The organism is Koromonas soli, assembly GCF_059726265.1.
Genome location: NZ_AP040872.1, coordinates 3,831,259 through 3,852,523 on the forward strand (window position 1 = coordinate 3,831,259; position 21,265 = coordinate 3,852,523).

Sequence of the window (21,265 nt, forward strand, 5' to 3'; positions counted from 1 at the left end):
GTTCCTTCCAATCGTTCGAGCACACAGCCCATTCCGTGTGCTCGATTATTCGTGCTGAGCAGTTGAACATCCGGCGCGTAGATTGCGGGGCATGGCATCACGAGCGTCGGCAATCTTCTTGGCGAGCCGGATGCCTTGCGTGCGATCTCTGAATAAAGCCGCGGCGATAAAGTCGAGCGATGAGGCGATATGAGTGCGAATTCCGTCGGGCGAAAACGGGTCGATACCGGTAACGATCCGCATGATTGGGGCCGACATGAAGTAGAAGACGTTCAAGCCGAACATCGAACGAAGAATCGCCGTCCCTGCACGCTTTCGAAATTCACCGCGAGCGATGCCTTCCTGCACGGCCCTCATCCCCGCTTGTTGTAGGGGGATGAAGTGAGAGGAGCCCATGGCGCGAAGGTCGGGGGAGATTTTTCCGGAATCGCGTGCGCGTGAAAGCTCCTGCTGAATGAACCGCGGGTAATTTGGGTTCTGCACTAAATATTCGAAATGCAGGCGCGCGAAGCGAAGCAGTTTCTCGCCGGGGTCGAGTGAACTATCGAGCATGGGCAGAGCGTCGCCGACAAAACCGCTAAATACCTCATGCAGCGCAGCGGAGTAAAGGCTCTCTTTGTCCTTGAAGTAGTAGTAGAGCAGGGCCTTGTTGACGCCAGCGGCTTCGGCAATGGCCGCCGTGCGTGCACCGGCAACTCCGCGCGAAGCGAATTCGGCAATGGCGTGCTCGAGGATTGAGCCGCGGCTTGCCGCTGCGTTGCGGGGACGAGGCTGAGCTGTTTTTCGCTTGGAGGTCGTCATTCTCTAAACTAACTAACTGGTTAGTTAGTTTAGCCCCGAAGGAAGAGGAAAGGCAACTGAGCGCGGGCCAAGGGTGAATCTGTTCTTACGTGAAACTAGATGGCGCGCAAGGTGATGCTTCCGTCTGAGGTATGGACCTGCAGGGTCGGACCGCCGCCGTGAAGTTTGCCCCGGATCCGGTTCTTATCCATGCGTCCGGTGACCTCGACAGGGAGCTGCACGTCGATGTGGCTGTCACTGGTCCAGGCGTCAAGGTAGGCGGAGAAGTCGGAGGGGAGGCCGAGGGTAATGGAACCATCGGATGTGCGGAGATTCCAGTTGCCGTTCATGCGCGAGCCCTTCCACACGCTGGCCGAGATGCGTCCGTCGCTGGTGTTGAGATCGAGTTGATCGAAGCGTCCGGCGACGTCGATTGAGCCATCGGAGGTGCGGGCGCGCAGATTGCCGTCGAAATTCTCGACACGGATGGAACCGTCGGAGGTGATGAGGCGGGCATCGCCCTTTACGCCCGCAACATGTAGCGATCCGTCGGAGGATGCGAGGTCGAGAGTTGCGTTTACGGGGACATTGACCTCGATGCGAACGGATTTTACGCCAAAGCTGAAGTTAATGTGACGAGTCGGGATCTTCACCTGCAGGAAGACTGAGTCGCCGCTCTGCTGTGCGAGCACCGCGAGTTCACCGGGTCCAATGCGCCATCCGTCGGCGACCACGCGGGCAGAGATGGTGTTCCCTTGCACGCCGCGCACCTCGATGCGGGCATCGTTGGTCTGAACGCGGAGTTGTGGATGAGCTCCGATGGTGAAGTCGCGCTTCCACTCCTCGGCGCACGCAAAAGAGCCGCTGAGCAGCAGGGCGAACAGGCAGAAAAGCTTGATCCTCATGATGGCAGTCCTTTCTGACGGGCTACGACAGCCGCGCAGAAGAAGAGTACGCAAAAACGCCGCCGAAAGTTCCAATGCTCGGCGGCGCTCATTGCTCAGAAGGTGTTCGAGGCGGGGCCGTTGCCCTATGTTCCTCTTGTGACCTCTAATCTTTCGTGTACTGGTTGCGTTTCTTGTCGCCGTGCCGTTCCAGCGCGAGCTGGATCAGGCGGTCGATCAGCGCGGAGTACTCGATCCCCGAGGCGCCCCAGAGCTTGGGATACATGCTGATGGACGTGAAGCCGGGCATCGTATTCACCTCGTTGAGGTAGAAGTGGTTCGTGACCGGGTCCATCAGGAAATCGACGCGAGCGAGCCCGGAGCATTCGCAGGCTTTAAAGGCGCGGATCGACATGTCCTGAATCTGGCGAACCTGAGTGTGATCGAGCTTGGCGGGAATGAGCAGTTCGGAGCCGGCATCGATGTACTTGGCGTCGTAGTCGTAGAACTCCTTGGCCGGGACGATCTCGCCGCAGATGGAGGCGATGGGTTCATCGTTGCCGAGAACGGCACACTCGATTTCGCGGGCCTTGTTGCGCTTTCCGCCGACACCTTGCTCGATGATGATCTTGCGGTCAAAACGGGCGGCTTCGTTCATTGCCGCCGGAAGTTCACTGGCGTCGTGAGCTTTGCTGATTCCTACGGAGCTGCCGAGGTTGGCGGGCTTTACGAACACAGGGTACTTGAGCTGCGATTCAACGGCTTTTTCGATCTGCTTGGGGCTGCGTTCCCAGTCGGAGCGGAGCACGGTGAGGTGCTTCACCATCGGCAGGCGTGCGTCGCAAAACAGGCGCTTCATCACATCTTTATCCATGCCGGCAGCCGAGCCAAGAACTCCGGAGCCTACATAAGCGATGTCGGCGAGTTCCAGGAGGCCTTGCAGCGTGCCATCTTCGCCAAAGGTGCCGTGCAGCACGGGGAAGATGACATCGACCGAGATAGGATCGGGGCCGTTGTTGTTGCGCGGAGTCTCGAAAGGCACGATCGAGTTGGTGGAAGGCATGGGCGGAACCAGAACGGCTTCACCCTTGGAGAGCACGGCGGCCGAGGAGGTCGCAGCTGGATCGCCTGCACGCAGATTCTTTTCGCTGCCGGCGACGAACTCACCCTTGATCAACTGTTCGGCGTGCGAATCGGTGAGCCAGAGACCCTGCTTTGTGATGCCGATGGGCACCACTTCGTACTTTGTGCGATCGATCGCCTGCATGACGGAAGCGGCGGAGAGGAGGGAAACCTCATGCTCGCCACTGCGTCCGCCAAAAAGCACACCAACACGGAGTTTCTTCGAGGTCATAACGTGGAGCTTCCTTGGGCTACTCGTCCGATTATAGACGCAGCTGTATAGAAGCTCAGGTCCCACGAACACCTGAAAGGCGCAGCAGTTGTTCACCAAGTTGAGTCGGACGGGAGGAGGATGCAGCAGAATCTCCGGCGGCAGGAGACGTGAGGACGTCCCATCTCCTGTCGCCGGTGATGAAACCTCTACAGGATTTTCTTGCCAAAACAGGAACTGGCAAGCTCGACGGCGAGTTCCGCGGTGCGGTTATATTCGTCGATCACGGGGTTGACCTCAACGATGTCGAGGGAGGTCATGCGTCCGTGGTCGGCGATGATTTCCATTGCAAGGTGTGCCTCGCGATAGGTAGCGCCGCCGGGAACACGGGTGCCAACGCCGGGAGCATCTTCGGGATCGACCCAGTCCATGTCGAGCGAGATGTGATAGCCCACGGTGCCGCGTCCGGCCAGGCGAAGGGCCTCTTCCATGATGGTGCGCATGCCGCGCTCGTCGATGTCGCGCATGGTGAAGACCTGAATGCCGGTGCGGCGGATGTTTTCTTTTTCAGCCATGTCTACGTCGCGGATGCCGACGAGGACGCAATTCTCGGGACGGATCTTCGGGGTCCAGTCGAACAGTTTGCCCAAGGGGTCGAGGCCATCGAGTCCCATGAGGGCTCCGAGAGGCATGCCGTGTACGTTGCCGGAGGGCGAAGTTGCCGGAGTGTTGATGTCGGAGTGGGCGTCAATCCAAATAAGGCCAATGTGCTGGCCTTCGCGGCGATAGTACTCGGCGACGCCGCTGACCGAACCTGCAGCGATGGAGTGGTCTCCGCCGATCGACAGCGGGGTGCGTTCTTCCTCGAGCGCGTGCAGGACTTCCTCGGCGAGTTTGCTGCAGGTGCCGGTGATCTCGCGGAGGTAGCGGGCGTGGGCGTCTCCGAAATTTTTCTGCTCGGGGAGCGTGACGCTCACATTTCCGCAGTCTTCAACTTCGTGGCCGAGAGATTCCAGTTTCGCCTGCAATCCGGCGACACGTACGGCGGAAGGGCCCATATCGACGCCACGGCGCTGCTGGCCTAAGTCGAGCGGGACACCAATGACACGAATCTTCTTCTTGATTACGTCGGGGAAAGATGCGGGGATGCTGACCATATGGGGATCCGATTGTTGCGCCAGGGGCCGAAGCCCCCAGCTGGTTTGTTTCGATGCCAAGCGAAAATGCCGCCGGCGGATAACCTATACCAACAGAAGCTGTTTACGGATACATGCGATTCAACATGCGCGGGAACGGAATGGTTTCGCGCACGTGATCGAGCTTACAAATCCATGCTACGGCGCGTTCCAACCCCATGCCGAAGCCGGAGTGCGGTACGCCACCGAATTTGCGCAGATCGAGATACCACTGGAAAGCTTCCTCTGGAAGTTCGTGCTGCTTGATGCGCTCCAGCAGGCGCTCGTAGGAACCCATGCGCTGCGAGCCGCCGATGACTTCGCCATAACCTTCGGGCGCCAGCACATCGACGCAGAGGGCCTTGGTGAGGTCCTGCGGATCGGGCTCCATATAGAAAGCCTTCACCGCCGCCGGGTAGCGGTGGATCATTACGGGACGATCAAACTTGGAGGAGATGTAGGTCTCGTCCGGTGAGCCGAAGTCATTGCCGTACTCGAACTTAAGCTCCAGTTCGCCTTTGGCATAACCCTCGTCGAGCATTTTGACCGCGTCGTCGTATGAGAGCCGCGGGAAGGGCGCTTCGATCTTTTCCAAGGGTTCGATGTCGCGGCCGATGACGGTCAACTCGTGGCGGCGGTTCTCGAGGACGCGCTTCACGATGAAGGTGATGAAGTCCTCGGCGAGCTTCATGATGTCGTCGAGGGTAGCGTAGGCGACCTCGGGCTCGATCATCCAGAACTCAGTGAGATGGCGGCGGGTTTTGGACTTTTCGGCCCGGAAAGTTGGCCCGAAACTGTAAACCTTACCGAGCGCCATGGCCGTAGCTTCGATATAAAGCTGGCCGGACTGGGTGAGATAGGCCTGCTCGTCGAAGTAATCCACCGGGAACAAGGTGCTGGTGCCTTCGCAGGCGGCCGGGGTCAGGATTGGCGGATCGGTGCGGACGAAATCGCGGGAGTAGAAGAAGTCATGCATGGCGCGCTCGATTTCCGAGCGGATGCGCAGGATGGCTACCTGGCGCGGTGAACGCAGCCAGAGGTGGCGATGCTCCATCAGGAACTCGACGCCGTGATCTTTGAGCGAGATGGGGTAAGGAGTGTCTTCCGGTACCTTCTGAACGACTTCGACCGAGGCCAGGTCGAGTTCAAAGCCGCCGGGAGCACGTTTGTCTGCTCGGACCTTGCCGTGAATGATGACGCTGGATTCCTGGGTGAGGCCCTTTACGGTTTCGAAAATCTCCGGAGTGACGGCGTTTTTAGCCATTACACCCTGCACGAGGCCTGTGCCGTCGCGGAAGATGGGGAAGAGCAACTTACCGCTTTCGCGCAGGTTATAGAGCCATCCGCGCAAGGTGACATCCTGGCCCTCAAATTGGCCGAGGTGTTCAATGGTGGTAATCGGTGCCATGGGTGCTTCCTAAAAGCCTTCGCGGAAAGAATTGCCCGGCAGAAAGCAACGTCGGGCAGCGCGAGGCACAACAAGCGATTGTAAGCTCTGGCACTGGGGGATGGGTAGCCAGTCAATGATCGGGCCAAAAACGCTTGAAATCGAGAGCTGCCCGCCAGATTGTTCCAGAGAACACACCTAAGGGACACCTAGATACCGACTCGGCAACACCTAGGCAAATTCGTGACGAAGATCACGAATTCAATTTATCTACTCTGCCTTGAGAAGGGCGTCCAAGCTGGTCAGGAATAAACAGGTTACGACTTGTTCTCTGGATTCGAGTGCCCCTCTCTGCCCAAATCCAGCAACTCAGACCAGCAACTCACGTTGCACACCTAGGGAGTGTACTCTGGAACCCTTAGTTTCCCTACGTGAGTAATCCCAAAGGCCCTAGGAGGTTAGCTCCACATACATTCCCGCGATGCTGCTCGATAGTGGTTCATGTCAGCCGCTGGTCACCAGATTGAAACGGGACAGCGGATTCCACTACTGAGGTTCTGTGAATGATGAAAACCCTGCTCGGCGCGCTTGTCCTTTTGTCCGCCTCTGCATTTGCTTCCGTATCGGTCTCGGTGTCAGCGCCGACTTCCTACGCTACCGTTTCTGCCCCCATCAAAGTTTCAGCGAGTGCTTCCAGCGCTAATACGATTACGGCTTGGCACGTTTATTTAGATAGCAACGACGCATACAGCACGACAGGCACATCATCGATCAGCACCAGCATCTCCGCGGGCCAGGGTACACATACCCTCGTGATTCGCGCCTGGGATAGAACAGGAGCATATGGCGACAAGACGGTGACCGTCACGGTTTCCGGTTCAAACACGACGACCGCTCCGACTTCCGGTTCGGGACTTCCAACACCTCCTTCGACCGCGAAGGTTTTCACCAACATTGACCAGATGAGCAGCGGATGGGGCGCCTGTAACACCGCGGCCTGCGCCGGCGGTAACGGTGGCGGCGCTTACTGGCAGGCTTTCAACCAGACTTCACCCTCGATGGACGGAAACAGCATGGAGGTCTATCACGACGGTGTGTGGGGCAACGCGCTCTGGTATAAGAAGCTGGGATCCAATGACTGGGCCACGAACTTCCTGTGGGACTTCTATGTCTACCTCGACGCGAACTCGACCAAGGCTGCTCAATCGCTCGAATATGACGCCTTCCAGTTCGTGAATGGCTACAACTACATGATCGGTACCCAGTGCAACTACGGTGCGGGCGTGTGGGATACCTGGAACGAGTACACCGGACACTGGCTGCACACGACGATTCCCTGCGCGAAGTTCTCGACCGGCGCATGGCACCACATCCAGTGGTACATGACGACGAATCACACGAATCACAACTACACGTACAAGACGCTTGTAGTTGACGGAAAAACCTACACTCTGAACCAGACTCAGCCTGCGAAATATCTGGGATGGGCCAGCAACGCTGGCGTGCAGTGGCAGCTCGACGTGAACGCCACTGGAAGCGGTTACCATGAGTGGGTTGACAAGGCGAAACTGACGATCTGGTAAGACCGGATCTGACCGATTCACTGAAGGCTGGCCTCGCGCCAGCCTTTTCCCTTTTCTGGCGTGAATGCTGGAAAAGGGATGCAACCCGGGCAACCGCTCGGAGAGTTTCTGGATCACTGCTCAGGCACCGCAAGTGCGACCGGAGTGTCCCATGGCAATTCATGACATGCTGCTGCCTGAGTTTGATCAGGAGATGGCAAGCACGCGCAAGATGCTCGAATCGGTTCCCGATGATCGCCTCGACTTTCAACCCCACCCGAAATCCTGGAAACTGAATCAGCTAGCCGGCCACGTCGCTGACCTGCCGAGCTGGGTCGCTCACACCATGAATGTTGAGGTGCTCGAGTTGGAGCCCGACAAGTATCAACCTTTCGTGCCAAATAGTCGTAAGCAGATGCTCGATCAGTTCGATAAGCATGTATCCGAAGCGCGAGCGTCGATTGCGAAGGCGAGTGACGAGGACTTCATGCACGACTGGAGCATGAAGTGGGAAGGCAAGACGGTGATGACCATGCCGAGAACAGCCGTTCTGCGCAGCTTTGTGATGAATCACCTGATTCACCATCGCGCGCAGCTCGGAGTATATCTGCGCCTGATGAACGTAGCGGTTCCTGGCATGTATGGGCCGTCGGCCGACGAGCCTGCGTTCGGGTCGGCAAGTAAGGCAGCGTAAATCTCGGATTGCGAAGAGCCCCGGGTACCCGCTTCGGGTTACCTGGGGCATTTTGCATCTGCGGTCTCTACCGGTACTCTTGTGCATGTACTTACGTGGAGAAACGTTTGCCAAAACTGGTAATCGCCCTGGTACTTCTGTTCGTTACCAATCCAGCCATCGCTCAAACCACGTCGACCTTGCTTGAGCGAATCCGGCAGGTAATGTCAAACCCGCTTCTGAAGCACTCGACGTTGGGCGTGGAAGTCTATGACCTGACTGCGGAGAAAACGCTTGTTGCGATCAATCAAGACAAGCTGTTCACCTCGGGTTCGACGACGAAGGTGGTGACGGAAGGCACGGCTCTCGCACTGCTCGGCGCAAACTACCGTTTCCATACCCGCGTGTACTACACAGGCAAGATATCCGACGACGGCACTCTGGATGGCGATCTGGTTCTGGTCGCGAGCGGCGATCCGAATCTCTCGGGACGAGTGAAGCCGGATGACACGCTGGATTACACCTCGAGCGATCATGCGTATGCGGGAGTGCTGCCGGGGCGTTCGGTGTATGGCGAGCCGCTCAGGGTGTTCAAGGAACTGGCGTCGGGCGTGCTGATGAAGGGCATCTGGCGCATTCGCGGCGATGTGCTGGTGGATGCGTTGATGTTTCCTTCGACACAGACAGAGCCCGGAACTCGCACCGTGATCTCGCCGGTGATCTTCAACGACAACGTGATCGACGTGACGGCCACTTCCGCTGCAAAGGCGGGCGGCGCGGTGTCGCTTTCGGTCTCGCCTGACCTACGTTATCTCCGGGTGATCAACAAGGTGAAAACGGGCAAGCCGGAATCCGATGCCGAACTGCAGTTTACGTCTGATTCGCTGCAGCAGGATGGAACGCACGTTGTCACGCTGGAAGGCAATGTTCCGGCGGGCGGTGAAAAGGCTCAGGCTGCGTACAAGGTGAAAGATCCTGTTGCATATGCGGCAGAAGGCTTCAGGGAAGCCTTGCGCTGGGCAAAGATCGTGCTCGAAAAGCCCGAAGACGCAGAGCCAGGCGATGCTCAGGCGCAGAAAAGAACCCTGCTTGTCGAGCATGTATCTCCTCCATTCAAGGAAGAAGTGAAGCTGACGCTGAAAGTGAGCCAAAACCTGCACGCGGCGACGACGCCGTATCTGCTGGGATCGATTCTCGGACATGCGTCGAATGGCGCTTTCCAAAAAGGCATGGCGCTGGAGAGGCATTTTCTGGCGGAAGCGGGGCTGCATCCTGAATCGGTTTCGCAACTGGATGGAGAGGGAGGGATTGGGTCGGCCTTCTCGCCTGACTTCATGGTTCGATACCTTGCCTTTATGGTGCGTCAGCCTTATGGAAAAACGTTCCTCGACGCGCTCCCTGTGCTGGGGCGTGATGGAACGCTCGAGGCGGTGAAGCAGGATTCGCCTGCGGCCGGGCACGTGCATGCAAAGACGGGGTCTTATGTGGTTCCGAACTCGTTGGGCGGAGTCACGCTGCTTGGCAAAGGGTTGGTCGGATACATCGATGCGGCGAATGGGCATCGCCTGGTATTTGCGGCCTTTGCCAACCTTGCTCCGCTGCGCGATATGGATCACGTTGCCGAAGTTGGAGAACTGCTCGCAAAGATCGCAGAAGCGTCGTATCGGTATGCGCCAGAGAGCGATAGTGCACCGAAGTCTTCGAAGCGTCCGCTGGCCAGAAAACGATGAACTGCGATTAGCTCTGTTTAGAAAACAACGTAGTGTTTCGCGCTAAACTGTCGATTGCGTTTCAGTGTGCCGCGCGGTTGCAACGTGGTAGCTGTCTGCCATCTCCTCCTGGCTCAGGTAGCGTATGGGTGCTTCGGGGGGAATGCGCTGTATGACCTGCGCCACTCCACTCAGCATTGCGCTTTGAGCAGGAGTGATGGTTCGGCGCAGTAGAACGCCGCAGTTCTCCAATATCAGGAAAGCGCGGCGATGGTATGGACGGTCCCAGTCGCGATCGTGCAGGTCGGGGATCGTGATCGCACGGAATATCTCTGCTGTGACCGATGCCGAGCAGATTGACTGGCCAGGAAAGATGAGACCTCCGGCAAGAATTGATCGTGCGACTGGATCTACACCCATCGCGTGCAGAGCTTCGTCCTCGGGCAGTGTCCAGCTAGAGCCATCAGCAAACGGCTTGAGCGATGTGTAGTCCGCAGTCGCACAAGGGCGCGGAGGAATGGTTAGTCGCTGCTCGACTTCCCGCAGCATGTTTTCAATGGCGCAGCAGTCTTCCGCCCCGAGCACCAGACCGTGGTTTCCCAGCACGAGAATGTCCTGTTTATGTGGTGAGATCACAACACGCTGGATTTCTTGAGCAAGGGGCAGACCAGAAGGCACGTGGGGAATGAAGTGCCAGATTAGACCCTTCAGCCTGCGCTCGAGCTGAGACGCCGCGTCGCTTCTGATCGCCCATGCAATCGTATTGACCGAGTGCAGGTGGACGATGACGCGGTGCGGGAGAACGGCATGCATGGCGGTTTCGATCGATGCGCGGATGTAGCGTTCGGCTGGATCGATATCGCTCTCGATGCTCTGTCTGATTTCGGCCAGATCGAGCGGTACCAGGATGTCATCTCGCTGGGCGTCGGCCATCCACTTGCCCGAGGCTTTGATCCATAGCACGCCGTCGATTTTCAGCGAAAAATTTCCTGCACTCGCCTGCGTCAGCAGCAAGTTGCTGCCTACACGGAAAGAGAACTCGCGTAGTTTCGCTAGCTCATTTTGACAACAGTCGGTCATCTTGTCCTCCCGTTTGGCAGACTAGGGAAGCACGCGCAGTGGGTCCTCGACTGACATGACTCGAGCCGCCTCTGTCGAACGTTTCTGGCCGATTTTGACCGATGCGCGGAAGATGGCTCCGACCGGAATGAAGCCGGCGAGCTTGTGGGCCGCGACAGCGGCCAATCCCATAGAGGCGACGCATCCGCAGGAACTGCAATCTGGATTGCCTCCAAACTGGCAGGGGACGATTTTGGTTTTTAGATCTGCCGAAATGGTGCGAGTGGTCAGCGAGAAAACACAGTCGCTCGGGCCATGCGGCGGAGCAGCAAATTGCTGGATCAAGCCCTCGGGCATGTCGAGCTTGGGAAACTCTCGGCGCAACTGGAGCATGTCAGCGATGGCTTGCTGGCGCTCGTGTGGCTGGAGGATTTCCGGTAACTCTTCGCCGATTTGAGGAGTGAACAGGCTGAACCAGACCTTGTTGATCTCAGGCCGGGGAGTCCAGTAGGAGAGGAAGTCACGAAGATATCCGGGACGCTTCATCATTTGTGCGGTCACCGTGCAGTGGATCGTGACGCGTTGGCCCGCGATGTTCTTCTGAATGCGTTCGTAGGTGGCGGGTGCTCGGCGCCGATCATGTTCCGGCTGCAAGCCATCAATCGAGACGACAATATTGAAGTGGTTGAGCTTTGCCCACTCCGGCGCGAGCGGACGAAATGCACTGGTGACGATCTGAACGTGAATGCCTCGCTTGAGCAGGAGCGGCACAAGAGATTCAAGTTCGCGATAGCGCACCAGAGGATCGCCTCCCACGATGGAAAGGTGCAACGGCTTCAGCCGATCGACGACTTCCAGAACTCCGTCGATCAGCTCCTGCCCCTTGCGGTCGTGGAGTTGCCGGAGTGTGACGTTGCCTCCGAGGTGTCCTTCCTCATAGGCGTAACAGCCCGGACAACGCAATGGGCATTCGCGCGTAATCTCGATGGAGAGCGACGGGCGCTCGCCGTTGAGGATTTTGCGCCAGGCTTTAAGAATCTCTGAAGTTTTCACTGTGTCCTTTAGCACTCGCGAGGCTCTGGACGTAAATTTCCCGTCGTAGGAGGCTCGCGGAGGAACGAGGCGCTCATGTGGAGCGCGCAGTCAAGAAGCCGTAGAGGTTCGTGGGTCAGGTGAGTTTCGGGGGAGAGGTATCTGCTGCGTACTGGGAAATCCGCACGGGATCGCCAGGCAGGGACGGCTCCTCTTCCGAAACGAAGGTGGTCCAGCGTATCTCTAAGAGTTCGGTGGAGCGGATCGCGCAACCGGGAGCGGAATGCCGGTTGGCAAGAGTGCAGTTCAGGGGCCGATGTTGGCAATTGATGATGCTCGTGCCATGCGGATGGAGCGCAGGGGGGTCAGGGATCGCGTCGAGGGATGCGACCAGCATCAAAAAGCTAAGAACCGGGATGATGTACAGCTTCAGCTTCATTCGCTCAATCCCGCTTAGGCCTCGTAGGATGCGTAGAAGGAGTCGCGCGAGGCGAGGAAGCATACTCGGAACTCGGTTTTGCGCTGCAGTTGTGCAGGCGGAAGGCAGCCTAAGCGTTTGACACTGCGACGGGTGGCACTTTATCCTTGAAATCTGTCCCGAGGAGTGTTTCCCGCCAGGAGTAAGGGAAGACGCAGGTTCGCTCGGCGAACTGGCTAGTTCCTTGTGTTTCACTCGCTTACAAGCGAAGCGGTTGTCAGGCTACCGGCTAGGCGGGGCTTCGGGAGCATGTGGCATCATGAAGATTCGTGTTCAAGACCTGGAAGTCCGGAAGCTGGAATTTGACGTCCAGTTTCAGCCCGGAGAGATCGATTTTGGTCCAGAAGTGCGCCAAATCGGATCGCTTCAGACCGAAGGCCGCGCAGAGTTGATTCGTGAGCACCACGGCGGAAACGCATCAATCGATGATATCCGCGTGGTAGGTAAGCTGGACGGACGGATCGAAGTAAGCTGTGCCCGTTGTCTGGACCCGGTTGAGATTCCGATTTCGCGCTCGTTCGACCTGCTGTATCGCCCACTGGCGTCGGAGAAAGGCTCCGATGAAGTGGCGATTCATGAAGCGGACACCGAAATCGGGTACTACAAAGGCGAGGGAATGGAACTCGAGGATTCGCTGCGGGAGCAAGTCCTGCTAGCGGTTCCGATCAAGACCCTTTGCCGTTATGATTGCAAAGGCTTGTGCCCCGTTTGCGGAACGAATCGAAACGAAAAGCTTTGCGATTGCGAGCAGAGCAAGCCGGATCCCCGCTGGGCGGCACTCGGCGAGTTGAAAAAGAAATTGCAATAGCGCCCAAGGGGCGACTTTGAGTTCGCGGTCCGGTTTGTGGCCGCATGGAAATTGAAAGGTAGTCGATCATGGCAAATCCTAAACGGCGACACTCCAAGCAGCGCACGGCCCTCCGTCGCGCCCACGACCATCTCACCGCCCGCTCCGTCAGCGAGTGCCCCAACTGTCACGAAGCCAAGCTTCCCCATCGCGCGTGCGCGAAGTGTGGCTACTACAAAGGTCGCGAAATCGTTGAGGTCGAAAAGGCCAAGTAGGCCTCCCTTAGCGGACGATGTCGATAACCATCGCGGTCGATGCCATGGGTGCAGACCGCGCCCCAAAGCCAGAAATTGAGGGCGCGATACTCGCAGCCAAGCACTGTGACGTTCGAGTAATCCTGGTAGGGCAGCAGGACATAGTGAAAGCCGAGATGGCACACTATCCTGAAGCCCGAACCCTACCCATTGAGGTCGTTCATGCCTCGGAGTTCATCGGCATGGACGAAAAGGCTGCGCACGCCGTCAAGCAGAAGCGCGACTCGTCAATGCGCGTCGGACTTCGCCTGGTGAAGGAAGGCGTTGCCAGTGGGTTTGTGTCTGCCGGAAACACCGGCGCGGCCATGGTCACGGCCAAACTCGTATTGGGCGTGATTCCGGGCGTTGATCGGCCTGCGCTCGCCACCGTGTTTCCTACGGCGGCGAAGACGGCCACGATCATGCTCGACGTGGGCGCCAATGTCGATTGCAAGCCGCAAAACCTCCAGCAATTCGCCATCATGGGCGAAATCTACTTCCGCACCATTTTCAGTGGACGATTCCCCACGGCAAGTCATCCGCGTGTGGGATTACTCTCGGTTGGGGAAGAAGAGACCAAAGGCAACGACCTTACGCGCGACGCCTTTCAGTTGATCAAGGGACTCCCCCTGAATTTCCTCGGCAATGTCGAAGGCCGCGACCTGTATAACGGACGCGCCGATGTCGTGGTATGCGATGGATTCGTCGGTAATGTCGCGCTCAAGGTGAGCGAAGGACTGGTGGAAGCCGTACGCGCGATTCTGAAGGAATCGCTTCAGGCTTCAATGACTCGACAGCTTGGGTATCTGCTGGCGCGCGAGGCGTTCAAGGATTTCCGCAAACGACTGGATTACTCGGAGTATGGCGGTGCGCCGCTTCTTGGTCTTAAGGGTGTGGCCATTGTGAGCCATGGGTCTTCGAACGGCACGGCCATCAAGAACGCAATCCGCGTCGCCAAAGAATTTGCGCAGTCGGGCCTGAACCAGACGATCGAAGACCAGATCCGCGCCGCTCGCGAGCGTATCGCGGCTGCCGAAAAGGTTTAGTATTTGTGAGCGAGCGCCAGCTTAGGCGATGGCGCGCTTGATAGAAAACAGGAAAGCACGGCGATGCCGTGACGTTTCCCGGATGAGCGCCGACGACCGCGTGGACTCGCGTTCAGCAACAGCGAAACTGCACTCGCCTTCGCCCGTCCGGTATTCATACTTTGCATGGAGCCATTATGGCGAACCCAGTGGCACATCGTATTGCCGGACTCGCATTCCTTTTTCCAGGTCAGGGCTCACAAGCCACAGGCATGGGCAAGGATCTTGCCTTTAATCACCTTGTCGCACGGCGTACGTTCGAAGAGGCCGACGAGGCTCTTGGTTATTCCCTTAGCAAGTTGTGCTTTGAAGGACCGGACGAAAAACTCCGGATGACGGAGATCACGCAACCGGCGATCCTGACCGTTTCGGTCGCCGCTGTTCGCGTGCTCGCAGAGGATGGCATTGTGCCGAGTTTCGTAGCCGGGCATTCTTTGGGTGAATACTCAGCACACGTTGCGGCAGGGACGATCAGCTTCGCAGACGCGGTGCGCACCGTGCGAAACCGCGGCAAGTACATGCAGGAAGCCGTGCCGGTGGGTGTTGGCGCAATGGCCGCCATTCTCGCCCTGAGTATCGAGCAGATTCGTGCTGCTTGCAGCGAGGCGATTGCAGAGTTTCCCGGGCAGGTATGCGTGCCCGCTAATATCAATTCACCGGGACAGGTCGTGATCAGCGGCTCAAAAGCAGCGGTCGAAAAGGCCGCAGAGCTCTGCAAGCATAAGGGTGCGAAGCGCGCCGTAATGCTTCCGGTGAGTGCTCCATTCCATTGTCCGCTGATGCAACCGGCGCAGGACCGCCTGGCGGAAGATCTTAAGGCTTTGAAGTTCGAGAACCCGCAGGTACCAGTGATGTGCAATGTTGAATCGGCACTGGTGTGCGATGCGGAAAAATCTCGGGACACGCTCATCCGGCAGGTGACCGGTGCAGTGCAGTGGGAATCTTCCATCCGCGCACTGATCGCACAGGGTACGACGCAATTCCTGGAGGCGGGGCCGGGATCGGTGCTGACGGGACTGCTGCGGCAGATCGACAAGGCACAGCCGTGTATGAATGTGGAGAACGAGTTGACGCTGCAGAAGGCGAAACCTGTTTTCGCGGCAAAGAAGTAAACCGCTATTGTGATGAAAGGTCCGCTGATGCGGACCTTTTTTGCTGCGTGCAGGAATGTGGTTATTCGACCATCTCGTCCGGCGAGAAGCCTAGAGTCTTGTCTTTGAACTCGACGCGGACAGAACAGAGTTTCTTGCGCTCGTTGACGCGCACCCCAACCACGACTCCGCTCGCATCGGGACGCGGCTTTTGCGCGGCCACGATTTTATAGCTCTTGATCGGCCCCCACTCCCCGCCCGGACCCCAGTCGAGATAGAAAGCATGGAACGTGTAGCGTTTGTATTTTTCGGGGTGCTGTTTCCAATCGGGATCATTCATCCAAACGCCGTAGGCCGCCTCGAAGTTCTGCGACTGCAGATCGGCAAAGAACTGCTTGACGTGGCGCTCTTCAGGCCAAAAGCGGTTCATCCAGAGTACGACGGCAATGGTGATGACCGCGACGATTGCGGAGATAACGGCGATGCGGCGGCGTCTGACTTTCGCTGCGTCGTACGGTTGGGCGTCGAAAAGTGAAGTGGACATGGCTCGGCTTCAAAGCTAAGAAGCCGGAGGGCAAAAGTCAACTCGGCTGGAAAGTGAAAAAGGTCCGCGCGTCGGCGGACCTCCTGATTCGACTGGTCGTTTAGAGGTTCATTCCCTCGGTGCCGGTGCGGTTCATGCCGCCTTCGGTGCCAGTGCGAGCTTGATTCATAGCGGACCGGGCGGTTGTCTTTACCTGTTCGACGCCGCGCTGGATCCGCTCACGGCCCTGCTCATAGCTCTCGCGGGCGGAATTCGCAAGATCGCTGGCGCGGTCGCTCAGGTTCTCACGGGTTTCTTCGCCGCTCATTGGGGCGAACAGAACCCCTAGTCCAATTCCCAGCCCAAGGCCAAACAAGAAACTCTTCATTCTGCTCCTCCTGCGGAGATGATGAGGCCAGCCCTCAGCTGCCTCGCCACGGATTTACGTCCGGGGCTCTCTTGAATTCCGAATACTGATCACGCAGAAACCTCTGCGCCTATCTAACAGATGCGGTGTTGGCGTCAAGGTTTGCCGTGCGGCCAAGAGCTTGCAGCAGCAGGATTGGTTGCGCGGAAAAGGAAAGCCCCACTCTCGTCGAGAATGGGGCTTGATTTTTGGGGGCGGTAAAAAACTACTTCAGATCTTCCTTATGCGAGTTGGCAATCTGTCCAACGACGTTCTTCTCGTTTTCTTTGGAGAGTTGGTCGTAAATGACCTTTGCCTTGTCCACCTGCCCTTGCGAGGCGTAAATGTCGGCGAGTGCAAGCTGCACATTGGCCTTGGGGACGGAGGTGGTCGGCTTCTCGCTTAGACCCTGAAGCAGGTTGATGGCGTCCTGATCGCGCTTCTCTTCGCGATAGACCGAGGCCAGAGCATACTTGGCGAGAGCTGCCAATTCCTTGCGACGCGTCCCGCTTAGCGCCCGAAGCTGATCTTCAGCGACCTTGAAATTACCTAGCTCCATTTCCGTCAGTCCAGCGAGGTAGCGGGCATACTGACCCGAAGCCGTCCAGCCGTACTGTTCACTGATCTGATAAAACGCGTTCTTCGAGGCGATCAGGCGCTCCTGCTCGCTGTTGAAGGTGGTCATCGAACCCTCTTTGGGCGCGCCGGGAGGAATCACCGGAGCGTTGTAGGTCACCAGCGCTCGTCCGAGAGCATCGGATGCCTGCGTTTCACGAGAGTTCATATACCAGAAAGCTCCCGCGACGACGCAGGCAACCACTACGACAGCAACAACAGCCTGAATAATTCCGGAGCGATGCTCTACTACTTCCTGAACGGCTTCCGCGGCAGACGCGGCGAATTTGTCCTGCTTTAAATCATGACGGGTATAACGCACGGGAATTCCTTCGCTGAATGGAGACTGGCTGAAAAGTTGATGCTAACAGCCGAAACCCGCGAAGGTCAACGAACAGCTAGGGGCGCGAACTCGACGGCAGCGCTGGCGGGCTTTGTTGAGTTTCGGATCGTGCGGCGTCAAATGGCGTTACGCTTCAGCGAAATTCTGTTCCGTTCAGAGACAACCCGGTGCTCAGCAATGCTTTCACAACACCAACGCACCACAAGTCTAGCGGGCTCGGAGATATTGCTCCCTCGATCGCGAATCCCGGTGCACCCTCAGTCACTTAGGAGTTTCCCGTGAGTAAGAACCTGTTGAAGTTCCTCGCCGCATTCCTATGCTGCGTCGCCGTTTTCATGCTGACAGGAAGCGCCTCGGCGCAGGACTTCGTTTACCGCAAACGACCGCCGCATGTGAAGGCTCCCAGTGCGGTTCCAAGCGATGCGAACTCCCCGAGTTGCGGCAACCTGCCTTCAGGGCTGCCACTCATCTGCTACACGCCGGCCTACATTCGAGCGGCCTATAACTATCCCACCACCCTTACCGGAGCAGGGCAGACGATCGTGATCGTCGATGCCTATGGCAGCCCTACTATTCAGACCGATCTCGCGGCCTTCGACAAGCAGTTCGGAATCCCTGCCCCTCCGTCGTTCAAGGTTGTGTGTCCGCAAGGGTGTCCTACCTTTAGCGCGAACAATTCTCATGACGAGGTTGGATGGAGTCTGGAGACTTCGCTCGACGTCGAGTATGCCCACGCCATGGCGCCGGGAGCGAATATCGTGTTGGTAGTGGCGGCGACGAACGCAGGAAATGCGCTCAACAATGCGGTCAAGTACGCCGTTAGCCATTATCCGGGAAGCGTGATCTCGCAAAGCTACGGTCAACCGGAATACCTCATCCACGCCAATAACGGTCAGGTGATGCAGGGGCACGCAAACTACGTTCAGGCCCAGGCAAATCACATCACGGTACTGGCCTCGGCCGGGGATGACGGTGCGACCAACGGCGCGACCTTCGCGAATGCGGCGTTCCCCGCAGATGACCCCCTAGTGACGGCGGTGGGCGGCACGGAAGGTCTTCCGTATCCGGATGGACTGTTCAACCTGGCTAACCACTACTACGGTGGGGAGCAGGTGTGGAACGAGCAGGACACGAAGGATGGTATTGTGGCCGCGACCGGTGGAGCTCCAAGCCTCATCTTCCCGGTACCCTCGTTCCAGAGCGGGTTGAACCTGCCATCGAGAACCATTCCAGACATCTCGTATAACGCGGCGGTAAACGGCGGCGTGCTGGTGTATTGGGGCGCGCTCGGCGGCGACAACGTGGGCTTCTGGATTGTGGGTGGAACCAGCGCTGGATCGCCGCAATGGGCTGCCATCATCGCGCTGGCGAACCAGTACAGCGGCAGCCGTGGACCGCTCGGCTACATTAACCCCGCTCTGTACTCGTTGGCGAAAAATGCTACGACGTACGCACGCGACTTCCATGACATCACGGTGGGCAACAATCAACTGCTGGGCACGCCGGTGGGTTTCAGCGCGCAAGTGGGCTACGACTGGGCGACAGGATGGGGCACGCCAAACGTGGCGAACCTGATTCCGGACCTTGTGAACGCAGTCCATCCTCAGTAGGTCGGCTCCCGCCTGGAAGGCGGCGGGCTAATTAGAAGCAATAGAACTGCAGGCCGGGCGAGAGCTCGGCCTGTTGCTTTTTGCGAGGAGGGCAAAACGTCACAACCCAGCGGAACGTTTGTTCATCTCTGCTCATTGAATTTGTTGCGTCGTTTCCTGACAATACTGAAGTCTTTTGCTTTTGACCCCACCTTGGGTCCCAGGACATTCATGCCATTTACGCTGGAACTCGATTCGGTCACCAAGACCTACGACGAGTTTGTCGCTGTCGATCATCTGTCATTCAACATCCCCGAGGGAGAAATTTTTGGACTACTCGGCCCGAATGGGGCAGGGAAAACCAGCTCAATCCGGATGATGATCGGCATCATCGTTCCGGATGGCGGCACAGTTCGCATTTTTGGCCAACCGCTCTCGCGCAAGGTACTGGACCGCGTGGGATATCTCCCCGAGGAGCGCGGGTTCTACAAAAAGATGAAGGTCATCGAGAATCTGGTGTTCCTTGCGCAGCTAAAGGGATTGAGCTCTGCCGAGGCTAAGCGCTGCTCGCGAGAGTGGCTTGAGCGGCTGGAGTTGGACCGCTGGATGAATGCAAAGATTGAGGAACTGTCGAAGGGCATGCAGCAGAAGGTTCAATTCGTTGCTGCCGTCATGCATGATCCTGATTTTTTGATTCTCGATGAGCCTTTTAGTGGTTTGGACCCGGCGAGTTCGCTGGTGATGAAAGATGCGCTGCTCGATCTGAAAAAGCAGGGTAAGACTATTTTGTTCTCGACGCATCGCATGGACACCGTCGAGAGATTGTGTGATTCCATTTGCCTGGTGAATCAAGGACGCAGCGTGTTGCTGGGCGGACTGCATGAGATCAAGGCTGGATACGGGCGCAGCAGCATTCAACTTGAGTACGATGGCGAGCTTCCGGTGTTAGCCGATCGATCGATGGTGGCCCACGCGAATGATTTCGGAAACTTTGTCGAGTTGCGTCTAGCGGCTGGCGCCGATCCGCAGGAATTCCTGCAGCGAGCAATGAGAACGGCAACTATCCGGCGGTTTGAGATGGTAGAGCCTTCACTCGAAGAGATTTTCATCGACACAGTGGAATCCACCAAGGGGGTGGTCAGCCATGCGTAATGTATTTCTGATCATCCGGCGCGAGTACCTGGTAAGAGTGCGGACGAAGGCCTTCATCATTTTCACAATTCTGATGCCGCTGTTCATGGGAGCGGTGGTGATCCTGCCTGGAAGATTGATGATGTTCGGCTCCGGCACCCGGCATATCGTAATCGTCTCGGATGATCCGGTTTTGGCAAAGCTGGTGCAGAAGGAACTCGCGCAATCACGCAATTCTGATGAGGATGAGGACGAATCGGCATCGAGAAAGTCGAAGCGGCCCGATTTCGATGTGAGCGTTCAAGCGCCGCCTACCGAAAGCTTGCGACATCAACTCATACGGCAGATTCGTGATGGCAGCATCGATGGCGTGGCGTGGATTGAGCCAGATGCAGTCACCACGCGCAAGAGCACGTACTATTCGCGCAATGCGACCGACTTCGTTGAGAGCTCGATGGTGAGCCGCGCATTGAGGATTGCCATCAGCCAGCGGCAACTAGGCGAGCGGGGTTTCTCGCCTTCGCAGTCGCGAGCGCTGTTGAGTCCAGTCGAGCTCGACACGGTTCATGTGGACCGCAAGGGCGCCAATCGCTCGAATGGCATGGGAGCGTTCTTCCTGCCGTTTCTGTTGCTGTTCGGCATTTACATGACGGTGCTGATCTATGGACTGTACGTTATGCGATCGGTGATTGAAGAGAAGAATTCGCGAATTGTTGAGGTGCTGCTCTCCAGTGTGACTCCGATGCAGTTGATGGCCGGTAAAATTATCGGTGTCGGAGCAGTGGGCCTGACGCAGATCACGATATGGGCGGTTTCAGGAATGCTGCTCGGGAGTGGCAGCATGGCCCTTGCGCGACAGGTGATTGGCAACAGCATGAAAGATGCGCATTTATCTACGGCAGTGCTGTGGCTCTTTCCGTTGTGTTTTGTGCTGGGCTACCTTACATACGCGTGCTTGTACGCCGCCATCGGTGCCATGGTGAACAGCGACGAAGAAGCTCAGCAATTGCAGTTTCCGGTGACGCTGCCGCTTGTCTTCTGCATGGTGTTCGCCACGGGCATCATTCGTGATCCCAATACGCCGCTGGCGTTCTGGTTGTCGATGTTTCCTCTCACATCTCCCATCATCATGTTCGTGCGAGCGTCGGTGGACATGCCCCCGGTGTGGCAGCTTGTGCTGTCGCTTGGGATTAGCGTAGCGAGTTTGTACGGATTGATCTGGCTGTCATCCCGCATATATCGCGTTGGCATTCTGATGTACGGGAAGCGGCCGACATTGCCGGAGATCGTGAAGTGGGTTCGTTACGCGTGATTCCGATGCCGTTTAAAC

21 protein-coding genes are annotated in these 21,265 nt (G+C 57.5%); 10 read left to right on the forward strand and 11 right to left on the reverse strand.

The window, feature by feature from the left end; all coding sequences use genetic code 11:
- Positions 1–45 precede the first annotated feature (45 nt).
- The 5 genes from AC6IY8_RS16700 to asnS form a co-directional block, all read right to left on the reverse strand.
- The gene (locus AC6IY8_RS16700) at positions 46–801 is read right to left on the reverse strand and encodes a TetR/AcrR family transcriptional regulator (protein ID WP_497775762.1); all 756 of its coding nucleotides are present in this window, start codon (positions 799–801) and stop codon (positions 46–48) included.
- 95 nt (positions 802–896) lie between these two features.
- Positions 897–1,685 (reverse strand): DUF4097 family beta strand repeat-containing protein, encoded by a 789-nt coding sequence (locus tag AC6IY8_RS16705; protein WP_497775764.1) that lies wholly within the window; start codon positions 1,683–1,685, stop codon positions 897–899.
- 145 nt (positions 1,686–1,830) lie between these two features.
- Entirely contained in the window at positions 1,831–3,018 is a 1,188-nt protein-coding gene (locus AC6IY8_RS16710; protein ID WP_497775765.1) for a D-alanine--D-alanine ligase family protein, read from the reverse strand.
- 188 nt (positions 3,019–3,206) lie between these two features.
- The gene (rocF, locus tag AC6IY8_RS16715; protein WP_497775766.1) at positions 3,207–4,154 is read right to left on the reverse strand and encodes an arginase; all 948 of its coding nucleotides are present in this window, start codon (positions 4,152–4,154) and stop codon (positions 3,207–3,209) included.
- A gap of 103 nt (positions 4,155–4,257) precedes the next feature.
- Complete coding sequence (gene asnS, locus AC6IY8_RS16720; protein ID WP_497775767.1) at positions 4,258–5,580, reverse strand: asparagine--tRNA ligase; 1,323 nt, start codon at positions 5,578–5,580, stop codon at positions 4,258–4,260.
- Positions 5,581–6,122: 542 nt separating this feature from the next.
- Here asnS and AC6IY8_RS16725 point away from each other — a divergent pair.
- From AC6IY8_RS16725 to dacB, 3 genes are all read left to right on the forward strand, one after another.
- Entirely contained in the window at positions 6,123–7,142 is a 1,020-nt protein-coding gene (locus AC6IY8_RS16725; RefSeq protein WP_497775768.1) for a hypothetical protein, read from the forward strand.
- Positions 7,143–7,293: 151 nt separating this feature from the next.
- A complete protein-coding gene (locus AC6IY8_RS16730; protein ID WP_497775769.1) occupies positions 7,294–7,815 on the forward strand; it encodes a DinB family protein in 522 nt (173 codons plus the stop codon).
- 107 nt (positions 7,816–7,922) lie between these two features.
- On the forward strand, positions 7,923–9,524 hold the full coding sequence (dacB, locus tag AC6IY8_RS16735; RefSeq protein WP_497775770.1) for a D-alanyl-D-alanine carboxypeptidase/D-alanyl-D-alanine endopeptidase: 1,602 nt from the start codon (positions 7,923–7,925) through the stop codon (positions 9,522–9,524).
- Positions 9,525–9,566: 42 nt separating this feature from the next.
- Here dacB and AC6IY8_RS16740 read toward each other — a convergent pair whose 3' ends face one another.
- The 3 genes from AC6IY8_RS16740 to AC6IY8_RS16750 form a co-directional block, all read right to left on the reverse strand.
- The gene (locus AC6IY8_RS16740) at positions 9,567–10,583 is read right to left on the reverse strand and encodes a class II aldolase/adducin family protein (protein ID WP_497775771.1); all 1,017 of its coding nucleotides are present in this window, start codon (positions 10,581–10,583) and stop codon (positions 9,567–9,569) included.
- A 21-nt stretch (positions 10,584–10,604) separates the two neighbouring features.
- On the reverse strand, positions 10,605–11,615 hold the full coding sequence (locus AC6IY8_RS16745) for a radical SAM protein (protein WP_497775772.1): 1,011 nt from the start codon (positions 11,613–11,615) through the stop codon (positions 10,605–10,607).
- Positions 11,616–11,730: 115 nt separating this feature from the next.
- Positions 11,731–12,033, reverse strand: a complete 303-nt coding sequence (locus tag AC6IY8_RS16750; protein WP_497775773.1) for a hypothetical protein — start codon at positions 12,031–12,033, stop codon at positions 11,731–11,733.
- Positions 12,034–12,331: 298 nt separating this feature from the next.
- Between AC6IY8_RS16750 and AC6IY8_RS16755 the strand changes: the two genes are divergently transcribed.
- From AC6IY8_RS16755 to fabD, 4 genes are all read left to right on the forward strand, one after another.
- On the forward strand, positions 12,332–12,880 hold the full coding sequence (locus AC6IY8_RS16755) for a YceD family protein (protein WP_497775775.1): 549 nt from the start codon (positions 12,332–12,334) through the stop codon (positions 12,878–12,880).
- 68 nt (positions 12,881–12,948) lie between these two features.
- Entirely contained in the window at positions 12,949–13,134 is a 186-nt protein-coding gene (gene rpmF / locus AC6IY8_RS16760) for a 50S ribosomal protein L32 (protein WP_497775776.1), read from the forward strand.
- 17 nt (positions 13,135–13,151) lie between these two features.
- Positions 13,152–14,198, forward strand: coding sequence for a phosphate acyltransferase PlsX (gene plsX / locus AC6IY8_RS16765; RefSeq protein WP_497775777.1), 1,047 nt, complete (start codon positions 13,152–13,154; stop codon positions 14,196–14,198).
- 176 nt (positions 14,199–14,374) lie between these two features.
- On the forward strand, positions 14,375–15,349 hold the full coding sequence (fabD, locus tag AC6IY8_RS16770) for an ACP S-malonyltransferase (protein ID WP_497775778.1): 975 nt from the start codon (positions 14,375–14,377) through the stop codon (positions 15,347–15,349).
- 61 nt (positions 15,350–15,410) lie between these two features.
- On the opposite strand, the gene AC6IY8_RS16775 is transcribed toward fabD, so the two are convergent.
- The 3 genes from AC6IY8_RS16775 to AC6IY8_RS16785 all read right to left on the reverse strand — a co-directional run bounded on the left by AC6IY8_RS16775 (position 15,411) and on the right by AC6IY8_RS16785 (position 17,194).
- A complete protein-coding gene (locus AC6IY8_RS16775) occupies positions 15,411–15,872 on the reverse strand; it encodes a hypothetical protein (protein WP_497775779.1) in 462 nt (153 codons plus the stop codon).
- Positions 15,873–15,972: 100 nt separating this feature from the next.
- On the reverse strand, positions 15,973–16,239 hold the full coding sequence (locus AC6IY8_RS16780; protein ID WP_497775780.1) for a YtxH domain-containing protein: 267 nt from the start codon (positions 16,237–16,239) through the stop codon (positions 15,973–15,975).
- Between the two features lie 244 nt (positions 16,240–16,483).
- Entirely contained in the window at positions 16,484–17,194 is a 711-nt protein-coding gene (locus tag AC6IY8_RS16785; RefSeq protein ID WP_497775781.1) for a tetratricopeptide repeat protein, read from the reverse strand.
- 299 nt (positions 17,195–17,493) lie between these two features.
- On the opposite strand from AC6IY8_RS16785, the gene AC6IY8_RS16790 reads away from it, so the two are divergent.
- The 3 genes from AC6IY8_RS16790 (at position 17,494) to AC6IY8_RS16800 (ending at position 21,247) form a co-directional block, all read left to right on the forward strand.
- Positions 17,494–18,825, forward strand: coding sequence for a S53 family peptidase (locus AC6IY8_RS16790; protein ID WP_497775782.1), 1,332 nt, complete (start codon positions 17,494–17,496; stop codon positions 18,823–18,825).
- A gap of 210 nt (positions 18,826–19,035) precedes the next feature.
- Positions 19,036–19,956 carry an ABC transporter ATP-binding protein gene (locus tag AC6IY8_RS16795; RefSeq protein WP_497775784.1) on the forward strand — a complete coding sequence of 307 codons (921 nt, stop codon included), beginning with the start codon at positions 19,036–19,038 and terminating at the stop codon, positions 19,954–19,956.
- Positions 19,949–21,247 carry an ABC transporter permease gene (locus AC6IY8_RS16800; RefSeq protein WP_497775786.1) on the forward strand — a complete coding sequence of 433 codons (1,299 nt, stop codon included), beginning with the start codon at positions 19,949–19,951 and terminating at the stop codon, positions 21,245–21,247. Before AC6IY8_RS16795 ends, AC6IY8_RS16800 begins: the two co-directional genes overlap by 8 nt.
- Positions 21,248–21,265 lie beyond the last annotated feature (18 nt).

Bases quoted from the DNA above. Each gene is read 5' to 3' on its own strand.
- AC6IY8_RS16800 (WP_497775786.1), top strand. From the start codon at position 19,949: ATGCGTAATGTATTTCTGATCATCCGGCGCGAGTACCTGGTAAGAGTG.
- AC6IY8_RS16725 (WP_497775768.1), top strand. From the start codon at position 6,123: ATGATGAAAACCCTGCTCGGCGCGCTTGTCCTTTTGTCCGCCTCTGCA.
- plsX (WP_497775777.1), top strand. From the start codon at position 13,152: ATGTCGATAACCATCGCGGTCGATGCCATGGGTGCAGACCGCGCCCCA.
- AC6IY8_RS16795 (WP_497775784.1), top strand. From the start codon at position 19,036: ATGCCATTTACGCTGGAACTCGATTCGGTCACCAAGACCTACGACGAG.
- fabD (WP_497775778.1), top strand. From the start codon at position 14,375: ATGGCGAACCCAGTGGCACATCGTATTGCCGGACTCGCATTCCTTTTT.
- AC6IY8_RS16730 (WP_497775769.1), top strand. From the start codon at position 7,294: ATGGCAATTCATGACATGCTGCTGCCTGAGTTTGATCAGGAGATGGCA.
- asnS (WP_497775767.1), bottom strand. From the start codon at position 5,580: ATGGCACCGATTACCACCATTGAACACCTCGGCCAATTTGAGGGCCAG.
- AC6IY8_RS16755 (WP_497775775.1), top strand. From the start codon at position 12,332: ATGAAGATTCGTGTTCAAGACCTGGAAGTCCGGAAGCTGGAATTTGAC.
- AC6IY8_RS16700 (WP_497775762.1), bottom strand. From the start codon at position 801: ATGACGACCTCCAAGCGAAAAACAGCTCAGCCTCGTCCCCGCAACGCA.
- AC6IY8_RS16740 (WP_497775771.1), bottom strand. From the start codon at position 10,583: ATGACCGACTGTTGTCAAAATGAGCTAGCGAAACTACGCGAGTTCTCT.
- AC6IY8_RS16775 (WP_497775779.1), bottom strand. From the start codon at position 15,872: ATGTCCACTTCACTTTTCGACGCCCAACCGTACGACGCAGCGAAAGTC.
- rpmF (WP_497775776.1), top strand. From the start codon at position 12,949: ATGGCAAATCCTAAACGGCGACACTCCAAGCAGCGCACGGCCCTCCGT.
- AC6IY8_RS16710 (WP_497775765.1), bottom strand. From the start codon at position 3,018: ATGACCTCGAAGAAACTCCGTGTTGGTGTGCTTTTTGGCGGACGCAGT.
- rocF (WP_497775766.1), bottom strand. From the start codon at position 4,154: ATGGTCAGCATCCCCGCATCTTTCCCCGACGTAATCAAGAAGAAGATT.
- AC6IY8_RS16705 (WP_497775764.1), bottom strand. From the start codon at position 1,685: ATGAGGATCAAGCTTTTCTGCCTGTTCGCCCTGCTGCTCAGCGGCTCT.
- AC6IY8_RS16750 (WP_497775773.1), bottom strand. From the start codon at position 12,033: ATGAAGCTGAAGCTGTACATCATCCCGGTTCTTAGCTTTTTGATGCTG.
- AC6IY8_RS16780 (WP_497775780.1), bottom strand. From the start codon at position 16,239: ATGAAGAGTTTCTTGTTTGGCCTTGGGCTGGGAATTGGACTAGGGGTT.